Genomic DNA, 20,013 nt, shown 5'->3' on the forward strand with positions numbered 1-20,013 from the left:
GCGCCCTTTTACTTTGGCGAAACCTGGGTTCAGGCGTGCACGGCGCGCAGGCGCATCGAAAAGGCCTGCAGCTCGGCAATGCCGCTTTCCTCGGCACGGCGGCACCAGGCCTGCAGGTCGGCGACCAGTTGCTCGGCGGACACGTTGGTGCGGGTCCAGAGCTGGCGCAGTTCCTCGCGCATGGTCACCAGTTTGTCGATGACGGGGCTGGCGGCACGGGCATGGGCCAGTTCGCCGTGCAGCGAGGCGGGGATGCGGTCCTGGTCGCGATGCAGCCAGCGCTTGGCCAGCTTGAACTGGGCGAAGCGCTCGCTGTGCCTGCCGCCCTCAGCCTTGATCTTGGCGAGTTCGGCAGCGCAGACCTCCTTCAGGCCGCGGGCATAGGTCGCCATCACTTCGTAGCGGTTGGCGATCAGCGCCTCCAGCGTGCGGGCGTCGGCCGGCTTGACCTCGCCCAGGCTCAGCTTGGGCGCCGTCTTGCGGACCTTGGCCCAGCCCAGTATCTCCAGGGCGCGGATGTAGACCCAGCCGATGTCGAACTCGTAGGGCTTGACCGAGAACTTGGCCGAAGTGGGATAGGTGTGGTGGTTGTTGTGCAGTTCCTCGCCGCCGATGATCAGCGTCCAGGGGATCAGGTTGGTCGAGGCGTCGGGCGCCTCGAAGTTGCGGTAGCCCCAGTAGTGCCCGACACCGTTGACGATGCCGGCGGCCCAGAAGGGGATCCAGACCATCTGAATGGCCCAGATCGTCGCGCCGATGGCGCCGAACAGGGCGACGTTGATGATCAGCATCAGGCCCACGCCCTGCCAGCTGTACTTGCTGTAGAGGTGGTTCTCGATCCAGTCGTCAGGCGTGCCGCGGCTGTACTTGGCGATGGTCTCGGCGTTCTTGGCTTCGGCGCGATACAACTCGGCACCCTCGGCCATGACCTTGCGCAGGCCGCGGGTCTGGGGGCTGTGGGGGTCTTCTTCGGTCTCGCACTTGGCGTGGTGCTTGCGGTGGATGGCCACCCACTCCCTGGTGACCATGCCAGTGGTCAGCCACAGCCAGAAGCGGAAGAAGTGCGACGGGATGGGGCCGAGGTCGAGCGCGCGGTGGGCCTGGGAGCGGTGCAGGAAGATGGTCACCGCCGCGATGGTGATGTGGGTCACCACCAGGGTGTAGATCACCAGCTGCCAGGCGCTGAAGCCTGCCAGGCCGGTGTCCAGCCAGTTCAACAGCGCGTTGAAGATGTCGTTCATGCTCCAGAACCTCGGCCGAAGCCGCCATGCAAGGGAAAGTCCAATTGTAGAGGCGCCCCTCGAAAATCAAGGGCCGGACAGCCCCTGATTCAGGCTGGTGCGTGCGAATCCGCGCGTTCTTTGACCACCATCAAGGCGTCCGCTCCCAGGCGACGGCGAAGAAACCGTCGGTCGCGTGCCGGTGCGGCCAGAGCCGCAGCGCGCCGTCCTCCACCAGTTCGGCGGCCCGCTCGACCTGGGACCTGGCCAGCACCTCGTCGGCGGCCAGGCGCTGGAAGCCGGGGTTGGCGGCCGTGAATTCGGCGGCGATGACCTCGTTCTCGGCGTCCAGCAGGCTGCAGGTGGCGTAGACGAGGCGGCCACCCGGCTTCACCAGCCGGGCGGCGCTGGCGAGGATGGCACGCTGCTTGCCCTGCAGCTCGGCCAGGGCCTGGGGCGACTGCCGCCATTTCAGGTCGGGGTTGCGGCGCAAGGTGCCCAGGCCCGAACAGGGCGCGTCCACCAGCACGCGGTCGATCTTGCCGGCCAGGCGCTTGATGCGGTCGTCGCGCTCGTGCGCGATCTGCGCCGGATAGACGTTGGACAGGCCGCTGCGCGCCAGCCGCGGCTTGAGGGCGTCCAGGCGGTGACCGGACACGTCGAAGGCGTAGAGCCGCCCGGTGTTGCGCATGGCGGCACCCAGGGCCAGCGTCTTGCCGCCGGCACCGGCGCAGAAGTCCACGACCATCTCGCCGCGCTTGGGCGCCAGCAGCAGGGCGAGCAGCTGGCTGCCCTCGTCCTGCACCTCCACGCCGCCGCTGGTGAACAGTTCCAGCTTGTTCAGCGCCGGCTTGCCCTGGATGCGCAGGCCCAGCGGGGAATACGGCGTCGGCACCGCCTCGATGCCGGCGGCCTGCAGCTGGGCCTGGGCCTCCTCGCGCTTGAGCTTGAGCGTGTTCACGCGCAGGTCCAGGGGTGCGGGCTCGTTCAGCGCCGCCGCGAGCTGCCAGAACTCGGCCTCGCCCAGGCGGGCCATCAGCGGTTCGGCCAGCCAGTCGGGCAGGTTGTGGCGCAGCTTGGGCGCCAGGCTCTCCGGCGCGATGGCGCCGACCTGGTCCAGCCACTGCTGCTCGGCCGGCTTGAGCGCGCCGCGCAGGAAGCCGGCGTTGCCGCGCCAGGCCAGCATGGCCAGGCGCCTGGGCAACGGGCCGCTGCCACTCTGGGCCAGGTGCTGGAACTTGAGCCGCTCGCGCAGCAGCGCATAGACGGTCTCGGCCAGGCTCGCCCGCTCGCGCTGGCCGAGGTTCTTGTGTTGTCGGAAAAAGGCCGAGACGGTGGCGTCGGCCGGCGCGTCGAGCTTGTTGACGGCGGCGACCAGCTCCGCGCACAGCTCCAGCAGGGCATTAGGATGCATCGCGCCATTATCCCAATGCCCCCGCGCGCCCCATGAAGCTCTGGTCCCAGTTGCGCCTGCGCCCCCGCCTGCTCGCGGCGATCCTCATGGGCAGCGCGGTCGCCACCGCCTGGCCTGGCGTGCCGGGCCTGCAGACGCGGCTGCTGCTGGGCTGGAATCTCGCCGTCTGGATCTACCTGCCCCTGGCCCTGTGGATGATGCTCGGCCGGGCCGGTTCGGTGGACGTGCAAAGCCGGGCGCGCCGGCTGAACGAGGGCGTGCCGGTGATGCTGATGCTGGCGGTGCTCGGCGCCCTCGCCAGCCTGGCCGCGATCACGATGGAGCTGCAGTCCGCCCGGCAGCAGCACGACCCGCGCTACGTGCTGCTCGCGCTCACGACCGTGGCCGGCTCCTGGCTGCTGCTGCCGGTGGAGTTCGGCATCGCCTACGCCAGCCTCTACCACGGCGGCGGCAAGGCCGCGCACGGCCTGGAGTTCCCCGGCGAGGAGCAGGAGGGGCCGCCCGACTACGGCGACTTCCTCTACTTCTCGATGACCGTGGCGGCCACCTCGCAGACCTCGGACGTCGCCGTCAGCTCCCGCGCGATGCGCCGGCTCGTGCTGGTCCAGTCCCTGCTCGCCTTCGTCTTCAACACCGGCGTGCTGGCCCTGTCCATCAACATCCTGGCCGGCCTGCTCAGCTGAGCAGGAGCTGCTGGGGCGCGCCGTCGCGGTGGCGCACGACCTCGCCGTCCCACACCAGCGCGTCCTCGACGAACCAGCGCACCGACTGCGGGTAGATGCGGTGCTCGGCCACCAGCACGCGCGCCGCCAGCGCCGCGGCGTCGTCGCCCGCCAGCACGGGCACCGCGGCCTGCATGACGATGGCGCCGTGGTCGAGCTCGGCGGTGACGAAGTGCACGGTCACGCCGGCGATCTTGCAGCCCGCCTCCAGCGCCCGCTCGTGCGTGTGCAGCCCCGTGAAGGCCGGCAGCAGCGAGGGGTGGATGTTGAGCATGCGCCGCGCATAACGGGCCGTGAAGCTGGACCCGAGGATGCGCATGAAGCCGGCCAGCACGACGAGGTCGGGCTCGAAGCCGTCGATGACGCGCGCCAGTTCGACGTCGAAGTCCTCGCGGCGCCCGAAGGCCTTGTGGTCGACGACGGCGGTGGCGATGCCGCGTTGCGCCGCAAAGGCCAGGCCGGCGGCATCAGGCCGGTTGCTGATGACGGCGGCCACCGTCGCGGGCCAGCCTTCGGCGGCACATGCCTTGACGATGGCCTCCATGTTGGAGCCCCGCCCGGAAATCAGAATCACCAGCCTTTTCATGGGGCGGCAGTGTAGGCGGCGGCGGGCGGTGCGGCCTTGAACGACAATCCGCGCCCCATGCCGCCGCCACCCTCCCCCTCCCGCCCGCGCGTGCTCTCCGGCATGCGCCCGACCGGCGCCCTGCACCTCGGCCACTACCACGGCGCCATCGAGAACTGGGTGCGCCTGCAGGACAGCCACGACTGCTTCTTCTTCGTCGCCGACTGGCATGCCCTGACCACCTCGCACCCCGACCGCGAGACCCTGAGCCGCCACGTCTACGACATGGTCACCGACTGGCTGGCCGCCGGCATCGACCCCGAGCGCTGCACCCTCTTCCTGCAAAGCCGCATGCCCGAGCATGCCGAGCTGTTCACGCTGCTGGCCATGTGCACGCCGTCGAGCTGGCTGGCCCGCATGCCGAGCTACAAGGACCAGGTCGCCGCCGACCCCGAGCTCGCCACCTACGGCTTCCTCGGCTACCCGCTGCTGCAGGCCGCCGACATCCTGCTCTACAAGCCGGCCGGCGTGCCCGTCGGCGAGGACCAGGCCGCCCACGTCGAGGTGACCCGCGAGGTGGCGCGCCGCTTCAACCGCCTCTACGCCGAGGCCGCGCCCGTCTTCGTCGAACCCCAGGCCCTGCTGACGCGCACGCCCCGGGTGCCGGGCCTGGACGGCCAGAAGATGAGCAAGAGCCTGGGCAATGCCATCGCGATGCGCGACGAGCCCGAGGCCACGGCCGCCAAGATCCGCACCATGCCCACCGACCCGCAGCGCGTGCGCCGAGGCGACGCCGGCGACCCGTCGCGCTGCCCCGTCTGGCCCCTGCACCAGATCTACAGCGACGAAGCCACCCGCGCCGCCTGCGAGGCCGGCTGTCGCACGGCCGGTATCGGCTGCCTGGACTGCAAGCAGCCGCTGATTGAGGCCATCCAGCGCGAGCAGGCGCCCTGGCGCGAGCGCGCCGCCGCGCTCGACCCCCAACAGGTGCGCTGGACGCTGGAGGTCGGCACCGAGCGCGCCCGGGCAGTCGCCCGCAAGACGCTGCGCGAAGTGCGCGCCGCGATGGGGCTGGTGGCTTGAGCGAGGCCTGCATCCACGTCGAGGACCTCGAGGCCGCCATCAACTGGTGGCGCGAGCGCTCGCCCTCGCCCGACGGCGTCCAGGCCGGCCCCGAGGTCGAGGCGCTGGCCGAGGCCTACGCCCGCCTGGCGCTGCAGCGCGCCACGGTGCTGAACGCGCAGGATCTCGGCGCCCAGGCCCTGGCCGCCTGGCTCGCCTGGTACGAGACCACGCCCGACTCGCCCTGCATCGCCATCTGCTCCACGGCCCAGGGCGACCCGGCCTGCAAGGGCTGCGGGCGCAGCTTTGAAGAGGTGCAGGACTGGCCCGGCATGAGCCCGATGGCCAAGCGCGCCGTGTGGCTGCGCATCCAGGCCGAAGGCACGGCCTGGCGCTTCAACCGCTACGCCGAACGCTCCGGGCGATGAGCCGCATCCGCTTCGCCGACAGCGTCCGCCGCCTCGTGCCCCTGGCCTGGCCCGTGCTCGTCGGGCAGCTGGCCGTGATGATGTTCAGCACGGTCGACACGCTGATGATGGGCCGCGTCGGGCCCGAGGACCTCGCCGGCCTGGCGGTCGGCTCGGCCGCCTACGTCACCATCTTCGTCGGCCTCATGGGCGTCGTGCTGGCGGTCGGCCCCATCGCCGGCCGGCAGTTCGGCGCCGGCGACCTGCAGGCCTCGGGCCGCAGCTTCGTGCAGGCCCAGTGGCTGGCCCTGCTGCTGTGCGTGCCCGGCAGCCTGGCGCTGTGGTTCCCCGAGCCCTTCATCCACCTGGCCCAGCTCGACGCCACCCAGGCGGCCAAGGTACGCGCCTACACCCGCCCCGAGGCCTTCGCCCTGCCCGCGGCCCTGCTCTTCGCGGCCTTCCGCGGCTTCTCGACCTCCGTGAGCAGGCCCAAGGCCGTCATGGCCATGCAGCTCACCGGCCTGGCCGCCAAGGTGCCTTTGAACGCCCTGCTGGTGTTCGGCTGGGGGCCGGTTCCCGCCCTGGGCGTGGGCGGCTGCGGCTGGGCCACGGCCATCGCCATGACGGCCCAGTGCCTGGCCGCCCAGGCCCTGCTGCGCCGCGACGCCTTCTACGCCCCTTTCCGCATTCCCCACCTGTGGCAGACGCGCCCGCACCGGGCCGAACTGCGCAGCCTCGTGCGCCTGGGCCTGCCCATGGGCGGCTCCATCCTCGTCGAGGTGACGGGCTTCACCTTCATGGCCTTCTTCGTGGCCCGGCTGGGCGCCACGCCGGTGGCCGGCCACCAGATCGCCGTCAACCTCGTGGCCATGATGTTCATGATCGCCCTGGCCCTGGCCACCGCCGCCGGCACACTGGTGGCCCAGCACCTGGGCGCGGGCGAGAAGCACGCGGCCAGGCTCGTCGGGCGCCATGCCATGGGCCTGGCCGCCCTCGTGGCCGCCAGCGTCGGCGCGGTCGTGGCGCTGGCGCGCGAATCCATCGTCGCCCTCTACACGGCCAATCCGGCCACGGCGGCGGCGGCCCTGCCGCTGCTGGTGTGGGTGTGGTTCTTCCACCTTGGCGACGCCCTGCAGACCGTCGCGGCCTACGTGCTGCGCGCCTACCAGGTGGCGACGCTGCCCATGGTCATCTACGTCCTCGCCCTGTGGGGCCTGGGCATCGGCGGCGGCTACCTGCTCGCGTTCGGCGCCCACGGCGCGGGCGCCGTCGGCTTCTGGCAGGCGGCCACCGCCGGGCTGATGACCGCGGCCTTCCTGCTGAGCTGGCTGCTCAAGCGCGTCTTCGACGAGAACCGCTGATCAGGCCTTGGCCGCCGGCAGGAAGAGCACGAAGCGGCTGCCGCCGCCGTCGCGCGGCTGGCAGCGCACGCTGCCGCCGTGACGCTCGGCGATCTGCTTGACCAGGCTCAGCCCGAGGCCGACGCCGCCCGCCATCTCGGCATGCCCGGGCAGGCGGTAGAACGGCTCGAAGATGCGCTCGCGCATTTCCGCGGGCACGCCGGGGCCGCGGTCCGACACGACGAATTCGTAGCCGCCCGCAACCGGCCTGAGCGCCAGCTCGACCTCCGGCCCGCCGTAGCGGCGGGCGTTGTCGAGGAGGTTGCGCAGGGCGCGCCGCAGCAGCCTCTCTTGGCCGTCGACACGGGCCGAATCCGTCTCCGGCTCGAAGGCCGCCTCGGCGCGCGCGGCCTCCTCGGCCCCGAGCGCCAGCAGCTCGACCGGGTGCATCTCGCCGACGGCGCTGCCCGCCTCCAGCCGGCTGGCCAGCAGCACCTCCTCGACGAGGGCGTCCAGCTCGGCGATGTTGACGTCGATCTCGCGCGCGAGCCGCTCGCGCTGGGCGGGCGTGGCGTCCTCCAGCATGGCGAAGGCCATCTTCAGCCGGGCCAGCGGGGAGCGCAGCTCGTGGCTGGCGTTGGCGAGCAGGCTCTGGTGGGAACGCAGCAGGGTCTCGATGCGGTCCGCCGCGAGATTGAAGCTGGCCGCCACGGCAGCGACCTCGTCGCGGCCGCTGTCGTCGACGCGAAGGCCGAGCTGGCCGGCGCCGAATTGCTCGACGCCGCGCTTGAGGGCCTCGAGCCGGCGGGTCAGCCGCCGCACCACCGGATAGGCGCCCGCCGCCACGCCGATGAAGAGCAGCAGCAGCACGATGGCCAGCGTGGACACCGTCGGCGCGCCGGGCGAGACCGGCCGATGCAGCCACGGCCCCGCCCAGGGCCCTTCATCCAGCCGCGGAGGCCGCGCCGACGGCCCCGGGCCGCCAGGCCCCGAGGCGCCGGGTCCCTGAAGGTTGGGGGGACGCACGGTGCGCACCAGCTCCAGGCTGCGGCCGTCGCCCAGGCCGGCGCTGACGATGATGGCGCCCGGGTCGTCGGCCCGGCGCTCGAACATCTGCGTCGTGGCGATGGGCTTGCCGTCGGCGCCCTCCAGCGCGATGGGCATGCGCAGCCGGCCGCCCCAGTCGGCGAAGGCCGCCGCCTGCTCCTGGCGCGGCGCCGTCGCCGGCGGCAGCGCCAGCTTGAGCAGGCCCGCCATGGCATTGAGCCGCTCGCCCGCAGCCAGCTCCACGTTGCCCCGCTCCTGCTCGATGTGGCGCTGGAACAGCCAGGCCGAGCCGAAGGCGAAGGCCAGCAGCAACAGTACCAGCGTCAGGTAGATGCGGAGGTAGAGGCTTTTCAAGCGGCGTCAGCGTCAGCGTCTTGCTTGCGTGCGAAGACGTAGCCAGCCCCGCGCACGGTCAGCACGCGGCGCGGGTTCTTGGGGTCGTCCTCGATGACGGCGCGGATGCGCGAGATGTGCACGTCGATGGAGCGGTCGAAGGCCTCCAGCGGATGGCCCTTGAGGGCGTCCATGATCTGGTCGCGCGACAGCACCCGTCCCGGGCTCTGGGCCAGCACGACGAGGAGGTCGAACTGGTGGCTGGTGAGGTCGCAGATCTTGCCGTCCAGCCGCGCCACGCGGGCCGCGAGGTCGATCTCCAGGCGCCCGAAGCGCAGCACCTCGTCGCCGTCGAGCTTGGGCTCCAGCCGGCGCAGCAGGGCCTTGATGCGGGCCTGCAGTTCGCGCGGCTCGAAGGGCTTGGCGAGGTAGTCGTCGGCCCCGAGTTCCAGGCCGAGGATGCGGTCCATGGGCTCGCCGCGGGCCGAGAGCATCAGCACTGGCTGGTGGCGCCAGCGCGGGTCGCCGCGCAGCCAGCGGCAGAAGTCCAGGCCGTCGCCGTCGGGCAGCATCAGGTCCAGCACGATGAGCTCGAAGCGGCCGTGGGCCAGGGCCTCGCGGGCCTGGGCCAGGCTGCCGGCGGTGCTGACCTCGAAGCCGGCAGCGCGCAGGTAGTCGCCCACCATGCCGGTCAGGCGGGCGTCGTCGTCGATCAGCAGAAGTCGTGCACTCATCACCGGGGCAAGGGAGCTGAAGGAAGGCCGGCGCGGCTCCGCGCCGGAAGTTCGAGGCTCAAGCATCGCAGAACTCCTCGCCGTCAGCCAAATCAACCGGGATGGCGCGCGGCCATGCGGGCCTGGTGCTTTTTCATGACCTCGGCGATCTTGGCGCGCTGTTCGGGCGTCAGCACGCGGGCGGCTTCGATCATGGCCTGGCTCATACGCTTGGAAGCGGTCTCGTGCTGAGCACTGATCTGGGCGCGCAGGGACTCGATGGCGGCCGCGTCGATGTTGGGCGCGGCGAAGAGCGCGGCCATCTGCTCGTGCAGCTTGCGGCCGGTGTCGCGCTGGCCGGCGAGGTCCTGCTGCGCGGCCTTGAAGATGGCCTCGATCTGGCTGCGTTGCGCGTCGGTGGCGTTGACGACGTCCAGCATGTGGCCCATGTGCCCCATCGGGCCCATGTGGCCGCCGAAGCCGGCTTCCATCATGCCGGGGCCGCCATGATGGCCCGGGCCGGGTTGCGCATGGGCGGCCACGCCGCCGATGGCCAGGGCCGCAGCCACCGTGGCGACGCGGAACAGGGAGGGGATGCGGAAGGCTTTCATCAGGTGTCTCCTGGAAGAAGAGGGAGTGATGTGATCTTCCGGGGGGCCTGTGTGGGATCTTTGGGGGCGGGGTAAAGAACTGTGTCGGCACCCAGGCCCCGCGTTGCCCGCCGTGAAGCGGGCCCCGCCTTCGCCACCGATTACTTGATCGGCTTGAAGCGCACGCGCTTCGGACGCGCGCCTTCCTCGCCCAGGCGCTTCTTCTTGTCGGCCTCGTACTCGTGGAAGTTGCCGTCGAAGAAGAACCACTGCGAGTTGCCTTCGCAGGCCAGGATGTGGGTGCAGATGCGGTCCAGGAACCAGCGGTCGTGGCTGATGACCATGGCCGACCCGGCAAACTCCAGCAGCGCTTCTTCAAGCGCGCGCAGGGTTTCGACGTCGAGGTCGTTGGACGGTTCGTCCAGCATCAGCACGTTGCCGCCCTGGGCCAGGGTCTTGGCCAGGTGCAGACGGCCGCGTTCACCGCCGGACAGCGACCCGACGAGCTTCTGCTGGTCGTTGCCCTTGAAGTTGAAGCGGCCCAGGTAGGCGCGGCTGGGCATGACGAACTTGCCCACCACGATGTTGTCCAGGCCGCCGGAGACGTCTTCCCAGACCGTCTTGCTGCCGTCCAGGCTCGCGCGGCTCTGGTCGACGAAGGCCAGCTTGGCCGTCTTGCCGATCTTGACCGTGCCGCTGTCCGGCTGCTCCACGCCCTGGATCATGCGGAACAGCGTCGACTTGCCGGCGCCGTTGGGGCCGATGATGCCGACGATGGCGCCGGCCGGCACCTTGAAGCTCAGGTTGTCGATGAGCACGCGGTCACCGAAGCTCTTGGAGACGTTCTCGAACTCGATGACCTCGTTGCCCAGGCGCTCGGCCACGGGAATGAAGATCTCGTTGGTCTCGTTGCGCTTCTGGTATTCGACGTCGCTCAGCTCCTCGAAGCGGGCCAGGCGCGCCTTGCTCTTGGCCTGGCGGCCCTTGGCGTTGGAGCGCACCCACTTCAGCTCTTCCTTCATGGCCTTGGCGCGGGCGTCCTCGCTCTTCTGTTCCTGCTCCAGGCGCTTTTCCTTCTGGTCCAGCCAGTCCGAGTAATTGCCCTTCCAGGGAATGCCGTGGCCGCGGTCGAGTTCGAGGATCCACTCGGCGGCGTTGTCGAGGAAGTAGCGGTCGTGGGTGATGGCCACCACGGTGCCGGGGAAGCGCTGCAGGAACTGCTCCAGCCACTCCACGGACTCGGCGTCCAGGTGGTTGGTGGGCTCATCCAGCAGCAGCATGTCGGGCTTGGACAGCAGCAGCCGGCACAGGGCCACGCGGCGCTTCTCGCCGCCGGAGAGCACGCCGATCTTGGCATCCCAGGGCGGCAGGTTCAGCGCGTCGGCGGCGAGTTCCAGCTGCAGGTCGGTGTTCTCCGAGCCGGCAGCGGCGATGACGGCCTCCAGCTCGGCCTGCTCGGCGGCGAGCTTGTCGAAGTCGGCGTCGGGCTCGGCGTATTCGGCATAGACCTCGTCCAGGCGCTTCTTGGCGGCCAGCACGCCGCCGATGCCCTCCTCCACCGCCTCGCGCACCGTCTGCTCGGGGTTGAGCTTGGGCTCCTGCTCGAGGTAGCCGATCTTGATGCCCGGCATCGGGATGGCTTCGCCCTCGATCTCCTTGTCGACGCCGGCCATGATCTTCAGCAGCGTGGACTTGCCCGAGCCGTTCAGGCCCAGCACGCCGATCTTGGCGCCGGGGAAGAAGGACAGCGAGATGTCCTTGAGGATGTGGCGCTTGGGGGGAACCGTCTTGTTGACACGGTTCATCGAAAACACGTATTGGGCCATGGGCTCGTCTGCGTAGGGGGGATGTGACGGGAATGCGCCGCCGCGGCGACCGCCGCAAGCACGGGGCCAGGAATCGGCCAAGCCGCCATTGTCGCAGTTCGGCGAAGCGGGGGCCGTCCCGCCACCCCGCCGAGGGCCGGGCGCGGCTGCCGGTAGCATCGCCGGCGCCGCAGGGTCGATCACAACAAGCCGGGCCCGCGGCGAACCGGGGAGTCACCATGTCGAAGAAATGGATCGGGGGCATTGCCGGCCTCGTGGTGGGGGCGTTCATCTCGCCCGAAGCCGCCGCCGTGCTCGCCGTCATCGGGTTCACGTTCGGCCTGCTGCTGCAGCCGCAGCGCCGTGACGCGCAGGCCGAGTGGAGCGCGCCCGACGGAGAGATCGCACGCCTGCGGGCCGAGCTGCGCACGCTGGCGGACCGCGTGGAGACGCTGGAGCAGGCGCTGCACACGCGGCAGGTGCAGGTCCCCGACGCCGCCATGCCCGAGCCGGCTGCAGCCGAAGCCGCGGTGACCGTGCCGCTGCCGGAGCCGCCCGCCGAGGCCGACCCCACCCCGGCCGCGCCCACGGCCCCCGTCCCGTTGGAGCCCCTGGAGCCGGCGGTCGTGCACGTGGCCGCCGAGCCCGCCGCCGCGCCGCCGCCCCCACCCCGGCCGGCGCCGCCCCCTGCCGTCCCCTGGCCCGACCGCCTGCCGGCGCCGGTCCGCGCCTTCCTCTTCGGCGGCAACACCCTCGTCAAGGTCGGCGTGCTGCTGCTCTTCCTGGGCCTGGCCTTCCTGCTGCGCTATGCGGCGGAGCGGGTCACCGTGCCGCTGCCGCTGCGCTATGCCGGCGTGGCCGGCGTCGGCGTCGTGCTGCTGGCCATCGGCTGGCGGCTGCGCCGGGTGCGCAGCGCCTACGGCCTCATCCTGCAGGGCGCCGGCATCGGGGTGTTCTACCTCACGACGCTCGCGGCGATGAAGCTGCACGACCTCATTCCCGCCGGCCTCGGCTTCGGCTTCCTGCTCGCCGTGGCCGTGCTCGCCGGCCTGCTGGCGGTGCTGCAGAACGCCATGTCGCTGGCCCTGGTGGCCACGCTGGAGGGCTTCGCGGCGCCCGTCCTGGTCGCCACCGGCAGCGCCAGCCCCGTCGGCCTCTTCACCTACCTCGCCGTGCTCGACCTGGGTGTCCTCGGCATGGCCTGGTTCAAGGCCTGGCGCCCGCTGCACCTGGTGGCCCTGGCCGGCACCCTGGCGCTGGCTGGCGGCTGGGCCAGGGAACACTACGAACCCGCCGCCTACGGCGTGACCCAGTCCTTCCTCATCCTCTTCCTGCTGATGTTCTCGGGCATGGGCCTGCTGTTCGCCCGCCGCTCGCTGCAGGTGGGCGAGGCCGACGATCCGATGGAGACCCGCGCTCCACTGCTCGCCCGCGCCGGCCAGGCCCTGCACAAGGTCGGCCGCGTCGATTCCGCCCTGGTGTTCGGCGCCCCGCTGTCCGGCTACGGCCTGCAATACCTGCTGGTGCAGGACCGCCCCCTCGGCCCGGCACTGGCCGCCGTGGCCTTCGGGTTGCTGCATGCCGTGCTCGCCCGCATCGCCTTCGCCGGGCGCCACCCCGGCATGCGCCTGCTGGCCGAAGCCCATGCCATCGTCGCGGTGCTCTTCGGCACGCTGGCCATCCCGCTCGGCCTGGAAGGCCGCTGGACGGGCGCCGCCTGGGCGCTGGAGGCCGCCGGCATGGTGTGGCTGGGCCTGCGCCAGCATCGTCCCTATGCCCGCCTCTTCGGCCTGCTGGTGCTCGCCGGCGCAGCGACGCGGCTGCTGCAGGAGATCGAGCCCGGCGCCACCGCCGGCGGGCCCTGGCTGCAGGGCTCGACCCTGGGACCGGCCCTGCTGGCGCTGGCCGCCTGGGTGGTGGCCTGGCTGATGCGCCGGGCCGGCCCCGCCGGCACGAGCGGCGAGCCGCCCGCCCTCTTCGACGCGCTGGAAGCCTGGGGCGCCCAGGCCCTGCCCTGGCTGGCCGGCGCGGCCCTCGCGCTGCTGCCCTGGATGCTGCTGCGGCCTCTGTGGGCGCCTGCCGCCGCGGGCCTGCTGGCCGTCGCCCTGCACGCTACCGGCCAGCGCGCCGCCTGGCCGGCCTGGGCCCGCGTCGCAGTGGCCCTGCAGGCGGTGGCCGTGCTGGGCCTGCTCGGCGCCGTCCAGCCCAACCCCGCGGCCGGCGGCAACCCGGTGCTGGCAGACGGCTGGCAGGCCGTCGGCAGCTCGGTGATGCTGGCCCTGTGCCTCATCGCCACCACGGTGCTGGCGGCGCGGCCCACCTGGCGCGCCGCGCGCGACGGCGGCCATCCGCCGGCCTGGAGCCTGCGCCAGACCCTCGGTCTCGTGGTCGGCGTGGCCCTGCTGCACCTGGCCGTCCTCTTCGTCGCGCCGTGGAGCACGGTGGCCTGGGTCTGGCCGCTGATGGCGGCCTTGACGCTGGCCTCGGGCCTGCGCGGCGTGGTCCCGGCCCTCATCGGCCTTTCGGCCGGCGTGCAGACGGGCGCCGTGCTGCTGAGCGCCCTGCTCGCCCACGGCGGGCTCGACGCCGGTCCCGCGCCCGGCGAACTCGCCCGGCCCTTCGTGAACCCGGCCTTCCTCACCGCCCTGCTGCAGGCCGTGGTGGCCCTGGGCACCGCCCTGGCCCTGCACCGCGTGGGCCGGCGCCAGGCCCAAACGCCCGACCACCCCCTCGCCCGCATGCAGCGCCAGCTCGGCTGGCTGCATCGCGGCGCCATGCGCTGGCCGCCCCTCATCGCCGGCCTGCTGCTGTGGGGCGTCGCCTGGGCACCCGAGCTGTCCTGGGCGTTGGAGCGCGCCGGCGCCCCGGAGATGCGCATGGCCCTCTGGCTGGCGGGGCTGACGGCGAGCAGCCTGGCTGCAGCCGCCCTGGCGCGGCGCCAGTGCTGGCCGGAGATGGGCCTCGCGGCCCGCGGCCTGCTGCCCCTGGCCGCCCTGTTGGCCGTCGGCGACGCGGTCGACCAGCCCTGGCCCTGGCTGCCCCTGCACGATGGTGGCTGGTGGGCGTGGCCTGCCGTGCTCACTACCCACCTGGCCCTGCTGCGCCGCTGGCAGCCCGATGGCCTCGGGCAGCGCCTGGAAGCACCGCTGCACGCCCTCGGCCTGTGGATGCTGACGGGGCTGGCCGCCCTGCAGGCCCACGGCGCGCTGCGCCTGCACACGCCGGCCGGGTCGGCCTGGGCACCGGCGGCCGGCATGGCCTTGGTGGCCGTCCTGCTCGCGGCGGTGAGCCTGCCGCAGGCGCGCTCGCGCTGGCCGGTCAGCGCCCAGCTGCCGGCCTACCGGGGCTGGGGCGCCCTGCCGCTGGTGGCCGCTGCGGCCCTGGGGCTGCTGGCCGCCAACCTGGATGCCGGCCTCGCGACGCCCCTGCCCTACCTGCCGCTGCTGAACCCGCTGGAGCTCGCCATGGCCCTGGCCGCCACGGCACTGCTGCTGTGGCAGCGGAACCGCCCAGCGTCGCCCCGGACGGGCCCGGCCACGCCCGGGTCCTATGCAGCCCTCGGCACGGCCGGCCTCTACCTGCTCAGCGGCGCGGTGCTGCGCGCCTGCCATCACGTCGCCGGCGTGCCCTGGGAGGCCGATGCCCTGTGGGCCTCGACGCTGGCCCAGGCCGCACTGTCCATCACCTGGGCCCTGGCCGGCGTGGCCGCGATGGGCGTGGCGGCCCGCCGTGCCCGGCGCGAGTCGTGGATCGCCGGCGCGGTGCTGCTCGGCATCGTCGTGCTCAAGCTCTTCGCGGTGGAGCTGGCCGACCGCGGCAGCCTGGCCCGCATCGTCTCCTTCCTGGCGGTGGGCGTTCTGTTGCTGCTGGTGGGCTACTTCGCGCCAATCCCCGCCCGCCAGGCCACCGCCGCTCCGGGAGCCCAGCCATGAACGCCAGACTCGCGACCCTCGCCCTGCTCGCCCTGGCCGCCGCTGCGGCCGTGGCCGGCGAGGCGCCGGTCAGCCGCGAAGGGGTCGGTCCCTACTTCCGACTGGCCGTGCCGCCCGCCATCTACGGCCTCTCCATCCGCCCCGCGCTCGACGACCTGCGGCTGCTCGATGCCCAGCGCCAGCCCCTGGCCTGGGCCTGGGCGCCCGAGCCGGCCGCCGACACCGATCCCCTGCGCCAGGACCTGCCGCTCTTTCCCCTGCCCGACGAGGCCCGGCCTGAAGCCGGCCTGCCGGCCAGCATCCGCATCGGCGCCGACGGCAGCGTGCTGTGGCAGGCCGGCCGGCCCGCGCCTCCCGCCCCCGCCACGCCGGCGCGCCGCTGGCTGCTGGACGCCCACGGCGCGCGCGGCACCCTGCTCAGCCTGGACCTGCAGTGGCAGGGCAGCGCCCAGGGCGTCTTCCCGCTGGCGCTGGAGGCGAGCGATGACCTGAGGCATTGGCGCCCGCTGAACCCCGAGGCGGCGGTGCTGCACCTGGAGCGCGACGGCCAGCAGCTCCACCAGGCCGAAGTGGCCCTGGACGCCGCCCAGGCGCGCTATCTGCGCCTGACCTGGCTGGGCCAGCCCCTGTCTCTCAGCCGCGCCACGGTGGAGCACCTCGACCAGCGCCTGCCCGCCCCGGTGCTGCAGTGGACGCCGCCACGCCCACCCGACCGCTGCGACGAGCGCGCCTGCACCTGGGCCCTGCCGCCGCGGCTGCCGCTGGACGCCCTGCGCCTGGACCTGGCCGAGCCCAACACCGTGGCCGTCGTGCGCCTCTCCGAGCCCGCCGCGCCGGCCGCCCAGGCCGGCCCGTTCAGGCGGCATCACGCCCTGCACGGCCTGCGCCACCGGCACGCAGGCCGCAGCGGCGAGTCGCCCGCCCCGCACGATGTCGAGGTCTGGCAGGGCGTGCTGTGGCGGCTGGACCTGAACACCGCCTCCAGCAGCGACGCCAGCCGCGAAAGCCGCCAGCCCGTCATCGCCCTGGACGGCCGCGCCAGCCCCAGCCTGCGCCTGCAGGCGCGGCGGTCGACCCGCGAATGGGGCGCCACGCCGCCCACGCTGGCGGTCGGCAGCCGCACGCGCGAGCTGGTCTTCCTGGCGCGGGATGCCGGCCCCGTGCGGCTGGCCTGGGGCGATCCGCAGGCGCCCGGCCAGCCCCTGGCCCCCAGCGAGCTGATGCCGCTGGGCCGGGCCGGCACGCCAAGCCCCGCGAGCGTCAGCCTGCCGGCGCTGGCCTTCCCGGCCCTGCCGCTCGAGCCGGCGGCGGCCCCGGCCTCGGGCGCCCGGGCCGATGCCGGGCACATGCCCTGGCTCTGGGCCGCGCTCGCCGCCGGGCTGCTGCTGCTGGCCGGCATGGCCTGGAGCCTGCTGCGCAGCACGCGCGAGGCGCCCGACGGCGCCGGGCACTGACGCATACTGGCCGCTCCGTCCGGAGGAGTTGACCATGGCCCTGCTGCGTTGCGTCTTCGTCATCCTGGCCGCGCTGGGCGCGCAGGCCGCGCCGGCCCAGAGCCTGCGCTGGGCCAGCCAGGGCGACATGCAGACCACCGACCCGCATTCGCAGAACGAGGTCATGACCAACAGCCTCAACAACCAGGTCTACGAAGGCCTGACGCGGCGGATGCGGGACATGAGCATGGGCCCGGCGCTGGCGACCGAGTGGAGCCAGGTCTCGCCGCGGGTCTGGCGCTTCAAGCTGCGCCCCGGCGTGAAGTTCCACGACGGCACGCCCTTCACGGCCGACGACGTGGTCTTCTCGATGCAGCGGCTGCGCGACCCCAATGCGCCGCAGCGCGTCTACGCCAATGCCGTGGGCATCCCGCGGGCGGTCGACCCGCTGACGGTGGAGTTCGTGCTCGACAAGCCCAACCCCATCGTGCCGGAGCTGATGGCCAACCTCTTCATCATGAGCCGGCGCTGGTGCGAGGAGCACCGCGTCACCCGGCCGCTGGACTTCAAGAAGCAGGAGGAGTCTTATGCCAGCCAGCACGCCAACGGCACCGGACCCTTCATCCTCGTCAGCCGCCAGCCGGGGGGAAAGACGGTGTTCAAGCGCAACCCGGCCTGGTGGAACCGCTTCGAGGGCAACCTGCAGGAGTTCACCTACCTGCCCATCTCCAATGACGCCACTCGCACCGCCGCCCTCATCTCCGGCGAGGTCGACTTCGTCCTCGACCCGCCGCCGCGCGACGTGGCCCGGCTGCGCACCCTGCCCCAGCTCAAGGTGCTCGACGGCGAGGAGAACCGCCTGATCTTCATCGGCATGGACCAGACCCGCGACCGGCTGCTCTACGGCCAGGCCCCCGGCGACCGCAACCCCTTCAAGGACCTGCGGGTGCGCAAGGCCCTCTACCACGCCATCGACATCGAGGCCATCAAGGCCAAGCTGATGAGCGGCTACGCCGTGCTCACCGGCGGCCTGACGTCTTCGTCGCGCGGCGCCTACGGCGACCCTGCCTTGGAGGCCCGCCTGCCCTACGACCCGGGCCTGGCCCGCCGGCTGCTGGCCGAGGCCGGCTACCCGGACGGCATCGAGGTGACCATGGACTGCCCCAACAACCGCTACGTCAACGACGAGCGCCTGTGTATCGCCCTGGCCGGCATGTGGGCCCAGGTGAAGGTGAAGGTCAAGGTCAACGCCATGCCGCGCACCCTCTTCTTCCCCAAGATCGAGAAGTTCGACACCAGCCTCTACCTGGCCGGCTGGGGCGGTGGCTCGACGGACGCCGAGGTCATGCTGACCCCGGTGCTGCGCAACCGCGGCGAGCAGGGCGTGGGCGTGGCCAATTACGGCGGCTCCGTCAACGCCGAGGGCGACGCCCTTGCGGCGGCCTCCACGACCGAGACCGACCCCGTCAAGCGCGAGGCCCTGGTCAAGGCGGCGCTGAAGTCCTTCCGCGAGCAGGTCAACATCATTCCGCTGCACCGCCAGGTCATCCCCTGGGCCATGCGCCGCGAAGTGAGCATTCCGCACTCGCCCAACAACTGGGCCAACATGGACTGGGTCACGGTGGGGCCATCGGCAAGCCGCTAGAATGCCTCCCAACGCCGCGCTTCTCAGTCTTGCGCGGCGTTTCATTTTTCTGGCCCCCGCACGCGGCCTGGCCTGCCCGAAGACTGGTGTCGCCGCCCGGCGGCACGGCAGGCCCCGGTGAACGTTGGCGTGCTCCCCCTATTGGATTCGATGAGTTTCGACACCCTCGGCCTCGCAGCTCCGCTGCTCAAGGCCATCGCCGACGCCGGCTACACCACCCCCACCCCCATCCAGGCGCAAGCCATTCCCGCCGTGCTGAAGGGCGGCGACCTGATGGCCGGCGCCCAGACCGGCACCGGCAAGACCGCCGGCTTCACCCTGCCGATGCTGCACCGCCTGCAGGCCGGCCCCCGTGCCACCAACAAGTTCGGCCGCCCGGCCGTGCGCGCCCTGGTGCTGACCCCCACCCGCGAACTCGCCGCCCAGGTCGAGGAGAGCGTGCAGACCTACGGCAAGTACCTGCCCCAGCTCAAGAGCATGGTCATGTTCGGCGGCGTCGGCATGCAGCCTCAGGTCGACAAGCTCAAGGCCGGCGTGGACATCCTCGTGGCCACGCCCGGCCGCCTGCTCGACCACGCGGGCCTGGGCAACCTCGACCTGAGCAAGGTCGAGATCCTGGTGCTGGACGAAGCCGACCGCATGCTCGACATGGGCTTCATCCACGACATCAAGAAGGTGCTCGCCCTGCTGCCGGCCAAGAAGCAGAGCCTGCTCTTCAGCGCCACCTTCAGCGACGACATCAAGGCCCTGGCCGACCGGCTGCTCAACCAGCCCGAGCTCATCGAGGTCGCCCGCCGCAACCAGACCAACGACCAGATCGCGCAGAAGGTCCACCCCGTGGGCCGCGAGCGCAAGAAGGAGCTGCTGGTCCACCTGATCAAGAGCGGCGACTGGCACCAGGTCCTCGTCTTCACCCGCATGAAGCACGGCGCCAACCGCCTGACCGACTACCTCAACGACCAGGGCATCAGCGCCATGGCCATCCACGGCAACAAGAGCCAGGGTGCGCGCACCAAGGCCCTGGCCGACTTCAAGAGCGGCTCCCTCACCTGCCTGGTGGCCACCGACATCGCCGCGCGCGGCATCGACATCGACCAGTTGCCCCACGTCGTCAACTTCGAGCTGCCCAACGTGCCCGAGGACTACGTGCACCGCATCGGCCGCACCGGCCGCGCCGGTGCCCAGGGCGAGGCCGTCAGCCTCGTCTGCGTGGACGAGAACGGCTTCCTGCGCGACATCGAGAAGCTCATCAAGCGCGAGATTCCCAAGGAGATCGTGCCCGGCTTCGCGCCCGACCCGGGCGAGAAGGCCGAGCCCATCGTGCTGGGCCGCACCGTGCTCAACCCCAACGGTAGCCGGGGCCGCAACCCCAACCCGCCGCAGCACGCCGGACGTGGCGGCCGGGGCGGCAACGGCGGCGGCGGTGGCCGTGGCGGCGACAACCGCGGCGGCTCGCGCGACGGCGGCCGTGACGGCCAGGGCCGCTCCGGCGGCAAGCCCGCCGCCAAGCCCGGCAGCCACACCGGCGTGGGCGGCGCGCGCACCGCGCCCAAGCCGCATGCCGAGCACGCGCCCCGCGCCGCTGGTGCCCAGCCGGCCCGCGGCAACGGCGGCGGCGCGCCGCGCCACAACAACGGCCCGCGCCTGACGCAGCCCAAGCGCTGAGCGACGACCGAGCACGGCGCCTGCGCCATGCAGGGCGCAGGGCATGACAGCGCCCTCAGACCGTCCACGGCCCGCCCCGCGCGGGCCGTTCTGCATTCGGCCGCGCTGCTCTAATCCCGC

General features: G+C 72.3%; 15 protein-coding genes. 8 read left to right on the forward strand and 7 right to left on the reverse strand.

Features of this window, described 5'->3' with window-relative positions:
- Positions 1–29: 29 nt before the first annotated feature.
- On the reverse strand, positions 30–1,241 hold the full coding sequence (locus LXT12_RS04915; RefSeq protein ID WP_233390044.1) for a DesA family fatty acid desaturase: 1,212 nt from the start codon (positions 1,239–1,241) through the stop codon (positions 30–32).
- A 130-nt stretch (positions 1,242–1,371) separates the two neighbouring features.
- Entirely contained in the window at positions 1,372–2,634 is a 1,263-nt protein-coding gene (locus LXT12_RS04920; protein WP_233390045.1) for an RsmB/NOP family class I SAM-dependent RNA methyltransferase, read from the reverse strand.
- A 32-nt stretch (positions 2,635–2,666) separates the two neighbouring features.
- On the opposite strand from LXT12_RS04920, the gene LXT12_RS04925 reads away from it, so the two are divergent.
- The gene (locus LXT12_RS04925; protein WP_233390046.1) at positions 2,667–3,317 is read left to right on the forward strand and encodes a DUF1345 domain-containing protein; all 651 of its coding nucleotides are present in this window, start codon (positions 2,667–2,669) and stop codon (positions 3,315–3,317) included.
- Here the strand turns inward: LXT12_RS04925 and purN are convergent.
- Positions 3,310–3,942 carry a phosphoribosylglycinamide formyltransferase gene (purN, locus tag LXT12_RS04930; RefSeq protein ID WP_233390047.1) on the reverse strand — a complete coding sequence of 211 codons (633 nt, stop codon included), beginning with the start codon at positions 3,940–3,942 and terminating at the stop codon, positions 3,310–3,312. The genes LXT12_RS04925 and purN overlap by 8 nt on opposite strands.
- Before the next feature lie 57 nt (positions 3,943–3,999).
- Here purN and trpS point away from each other — a divergent pair, with 57 nt between their 5' ends.
- From trpS to LXT12_RS04945, 3 genes are read left to right on the forward strand one after another with little or no spacing between them, the layout of a single operon-like run.
- Positions 4,000–5,004, forward strand: a complete 1,005-nt coding sequence (gene trpS, locus LXT12_RS04935; protein WP_233390048.1) for a tryptophan--tRNA ligase — start codon at positions 4,000–4,002, stop codon at positions 5,002–5,004.
- On the forward strand, positions 5,001–5,411 hold the full coding sequence (locus tag LXT12_RS04940; protein ID WP_233390049.1) for a DUF3717 domain-containing protein: 411 nt from the start codon (positions 5,001–5,003) through the stop codon (positions 5,409–5,411). The genes trpS and LXT12_RS04940 overlap by 4 nt, the downstream gene beginning before the upstream one ends.
- The gene (locus LXT12_RS04945) at positions 5,408–6,751 is read left to right on the forward strand and encodes an MATE family efflux transporter (RefSeq protein WP_233390050.1); all 1,344 of its coding nucleotides are present in this window, start codon (positions 5,408–5,410) and stop codon (positions 6,749–6,751) included. Before LXT12_RS04940 ends, LXT12_RS04945 begins: the two co-directional genes overlap by 4 nt.
- Here LXT12_RS04945 and LXT12_RS04950 read toward each other — a convergent pair whose 3' ends face one another.
- From LXT12_RS04950 to ettA, 4 genes are all read right to left on the reverse strand, one after another.
- Entirely contained in the window at positions 6,752–8,131 is a 1,380-nt protein-coding gene (locus tag LXT12_RS04950; RefSeq protein ID WP_233390051.1) for a sensor histidine kinase, read from the reverse strand.
- Positions 8,128–8,844: a response regulator gene (locus tag LXT12_RS04955; RefSeq protein ID WP_233390052.1), complete on the reverse strand. Its 717-nt coding sequence runs from the start codon at positions 8,842–8,844 to the stop codon at positions 8,128–8,130. The genes LXT12_RS04950 and LXT12_RS04955 overlap by 4 nt, the downstream gene beginning before the upstream one ends.
- Before the next feature lie 92 nt (positions 8,845–8,936).
- Positions 8,937–9,434, reverse strand: coding sequence for a Spy/CpxP family protein refolding chaperone (locus tag LXT12_RS04960; RefSeq protein ID WP_233390053.1), 498 nt, complete (start codon positions 9,432–9,434; stop codon positions 8,937–8,939).
- Between the two features lie 140 nt (positions 9,435–9,574).
- Positions 9,575–11,239, reverse strand: coding sequence for an energy-dependent translational throttle protein EttA (ettA, locus tag LXT12_RS04965; protein WP_233390054.1), 1,665 nt, complete (start codon positions 11,237–11,239; stop codon positions 9,575–9,577).
- Between the two features lie 218 nt (positions 11,240–11,457).
- Between ettA and LXT12_RS04970 the strand changes: the two genes are divergently transcribed.
- The 4 genes from LXT12_RS04970 to LXT12_RS04985 all read left to right on the forward strand — a co-directional run bounded on the left by LXT12_RS04970 (position 11,458) and on the right by LXT12_RS04985 (position 19,893).
- Complete coding sequence (locus LXT12_RS04970) at positions 11,458–15,150, forward strand: DUF2339 domain-containing protein (protein ID WP_233390055.1); 3,693 nt, start codon at positions 11,458–11,460, stop codon at positions 15,148–15,150.
- Positions 15,147–16,604: a DUF3999 family protein gene (locus tag LXT12_RS04975; protein ID WP_233390056.1), complete on the forward strand. Its 1,458-nt coding sequence runs from the start codon at positions 15,147–15,149 to the stop codon at positions 16,602–16,604. The genes LXT12_RS04970 and LXT12_RS04975 overlap by 4 nt, the downstream gene beginning before the upstream one ends.
- A 34-nt stretch (positions 16,605–16,638) precedes the next feature.
- Positions 16,639–18,228, forward strand: coding sequence for an ABC transporter substrate-binding protein (locus LXT12_RS04980; RefSeq protein ID WP_233390057.1), 1,590 nt, complete (start codon positions 16,639–16,641; stop codon positions 18,226–18,228).
- A 150-nt stretch (positions 18,229–18,378) separates the two neighbouring features.
- Positions 18,379–19,893: a DEAD/DEAH box helicase gene (locus LXT12_RS04985; protein WP_233390059.1), complete on the forward strand. Its 1,515-nt coding sequence runs from the start codon at positions 18,379–18,381 to the stop codon at positions 19,891–19,893.
- Positions 19,894–20,013: the final 120 nt, after the last annotated feature.

Source organism: Pelomonas caseinilytica, from assembly GCF_021353235.1.
GTDB lineage: Bacteria > Pseudomonadota > Gammaproteobacteria > Burkholderiales > Burkholderiaceae_C > Pelomonas > Pelomonas caseinilytica.

What these genes read in the sequence shown, in the direction of transcription:
- LXT12_RS04920 (WP_233390045.1), bottom strand. Translation starts at nt 2,634, where the DNA reads ATGCATCCTAATGCCCTGCTGGAGCTGTGCGCGGAGCTGGTCGCCGCC.
- purN (WP_233390047.1), bottom strand. Translation starts at nt 3,942, where the DNA reads ATGAAAAGGCTGGTGATTCTGATTTCCGGGCGGGGCTCCAACATGGAG.
- trpS (WP_233390048.1), top strand. Translation starts at nt 4,000, where the DNA reads ATGCCGCCGCCACCCTCCCCCTCCCGCCCGCGCGTGCTCTCCGGCATG.
- LXT12_RS04955 (WP_233390052.1), bottom strand. Translation starts at nt 8,844, where the DNA reads ATGAGTGCACGACTTCTGCTGATCGACGACGACGCCCGCCTGACCGGC.
- LXT12_RS04925 (WP_233390046.1), top strand. Translation starts at nt 2,667, where the DNA reads ATGAAGCTCTGGTCCCAGTTGCGCCTGCGCCCCCGCCTGCTCGCGGCG.
- LXT12_RS04960 (WP_233390053.1), bottom strand. Translation starts at nt 9,434, where the DNA reads ATGAAAGCCTTCCGCATCCCCTCCCTGTTCCGCGTCGCCACGGTGGCT.
- LXT12_RS04985 (WP_233390059.1), top strand. Translation starts at nt 18,379, where the DNA reads ATGAGTTTCGACACCCTCGGCCTCGCAGCTCCGCTGCTCAAGGCCATC.
- LXT12_RS04975 (WP_233390056.1), top strand. Translation starts at nt 15,147, where the DNA reads ATGAACGCCAGACTCGCGACCCTCGCCCTGCTCGCCCTGGCCGCCGCT.
- LXT12_RS04915 (WP_233390044.1), bottom strand. Translation starts at nt 1,241, where the DNA reads ATGAACGACATCTTCAACGCGCTGTTGAACTGGCTGGACACCGGCCTG.
- ettA (WP_233390054.1), bottom strand. Translation starts at nt 11,239, where the DNA reads ATGGCCCAATACGTGTTTTCGATGAACCGTGTCAACAAGACGGTTCCC.
- LXT12_RS04945 (WP_233390050.1), top strand. Translation starts at nt 5,408, where the DNA reads ATGAGCCGCATCCGCTTCGCCGACAGCGTCCGCCGCCTCGTGCCCCTG.
- LXT12_RS04970 (WP_233390055.1), top strand. Translation starts at nt 11,458, where the DNA reads ATGTCGAAGAAATGGATCGGGGGCATTGCCGGCCTCGTGGTGGGGGCG.
- LXT12_RS04980 (WP_233390057.1), top strand. Translation starts at nt 16,639, where the DNA reads ATGGCCCTGCTGCGTTGCGTCTTCGTCATCCTGGCCGCGCTGGGCGCG.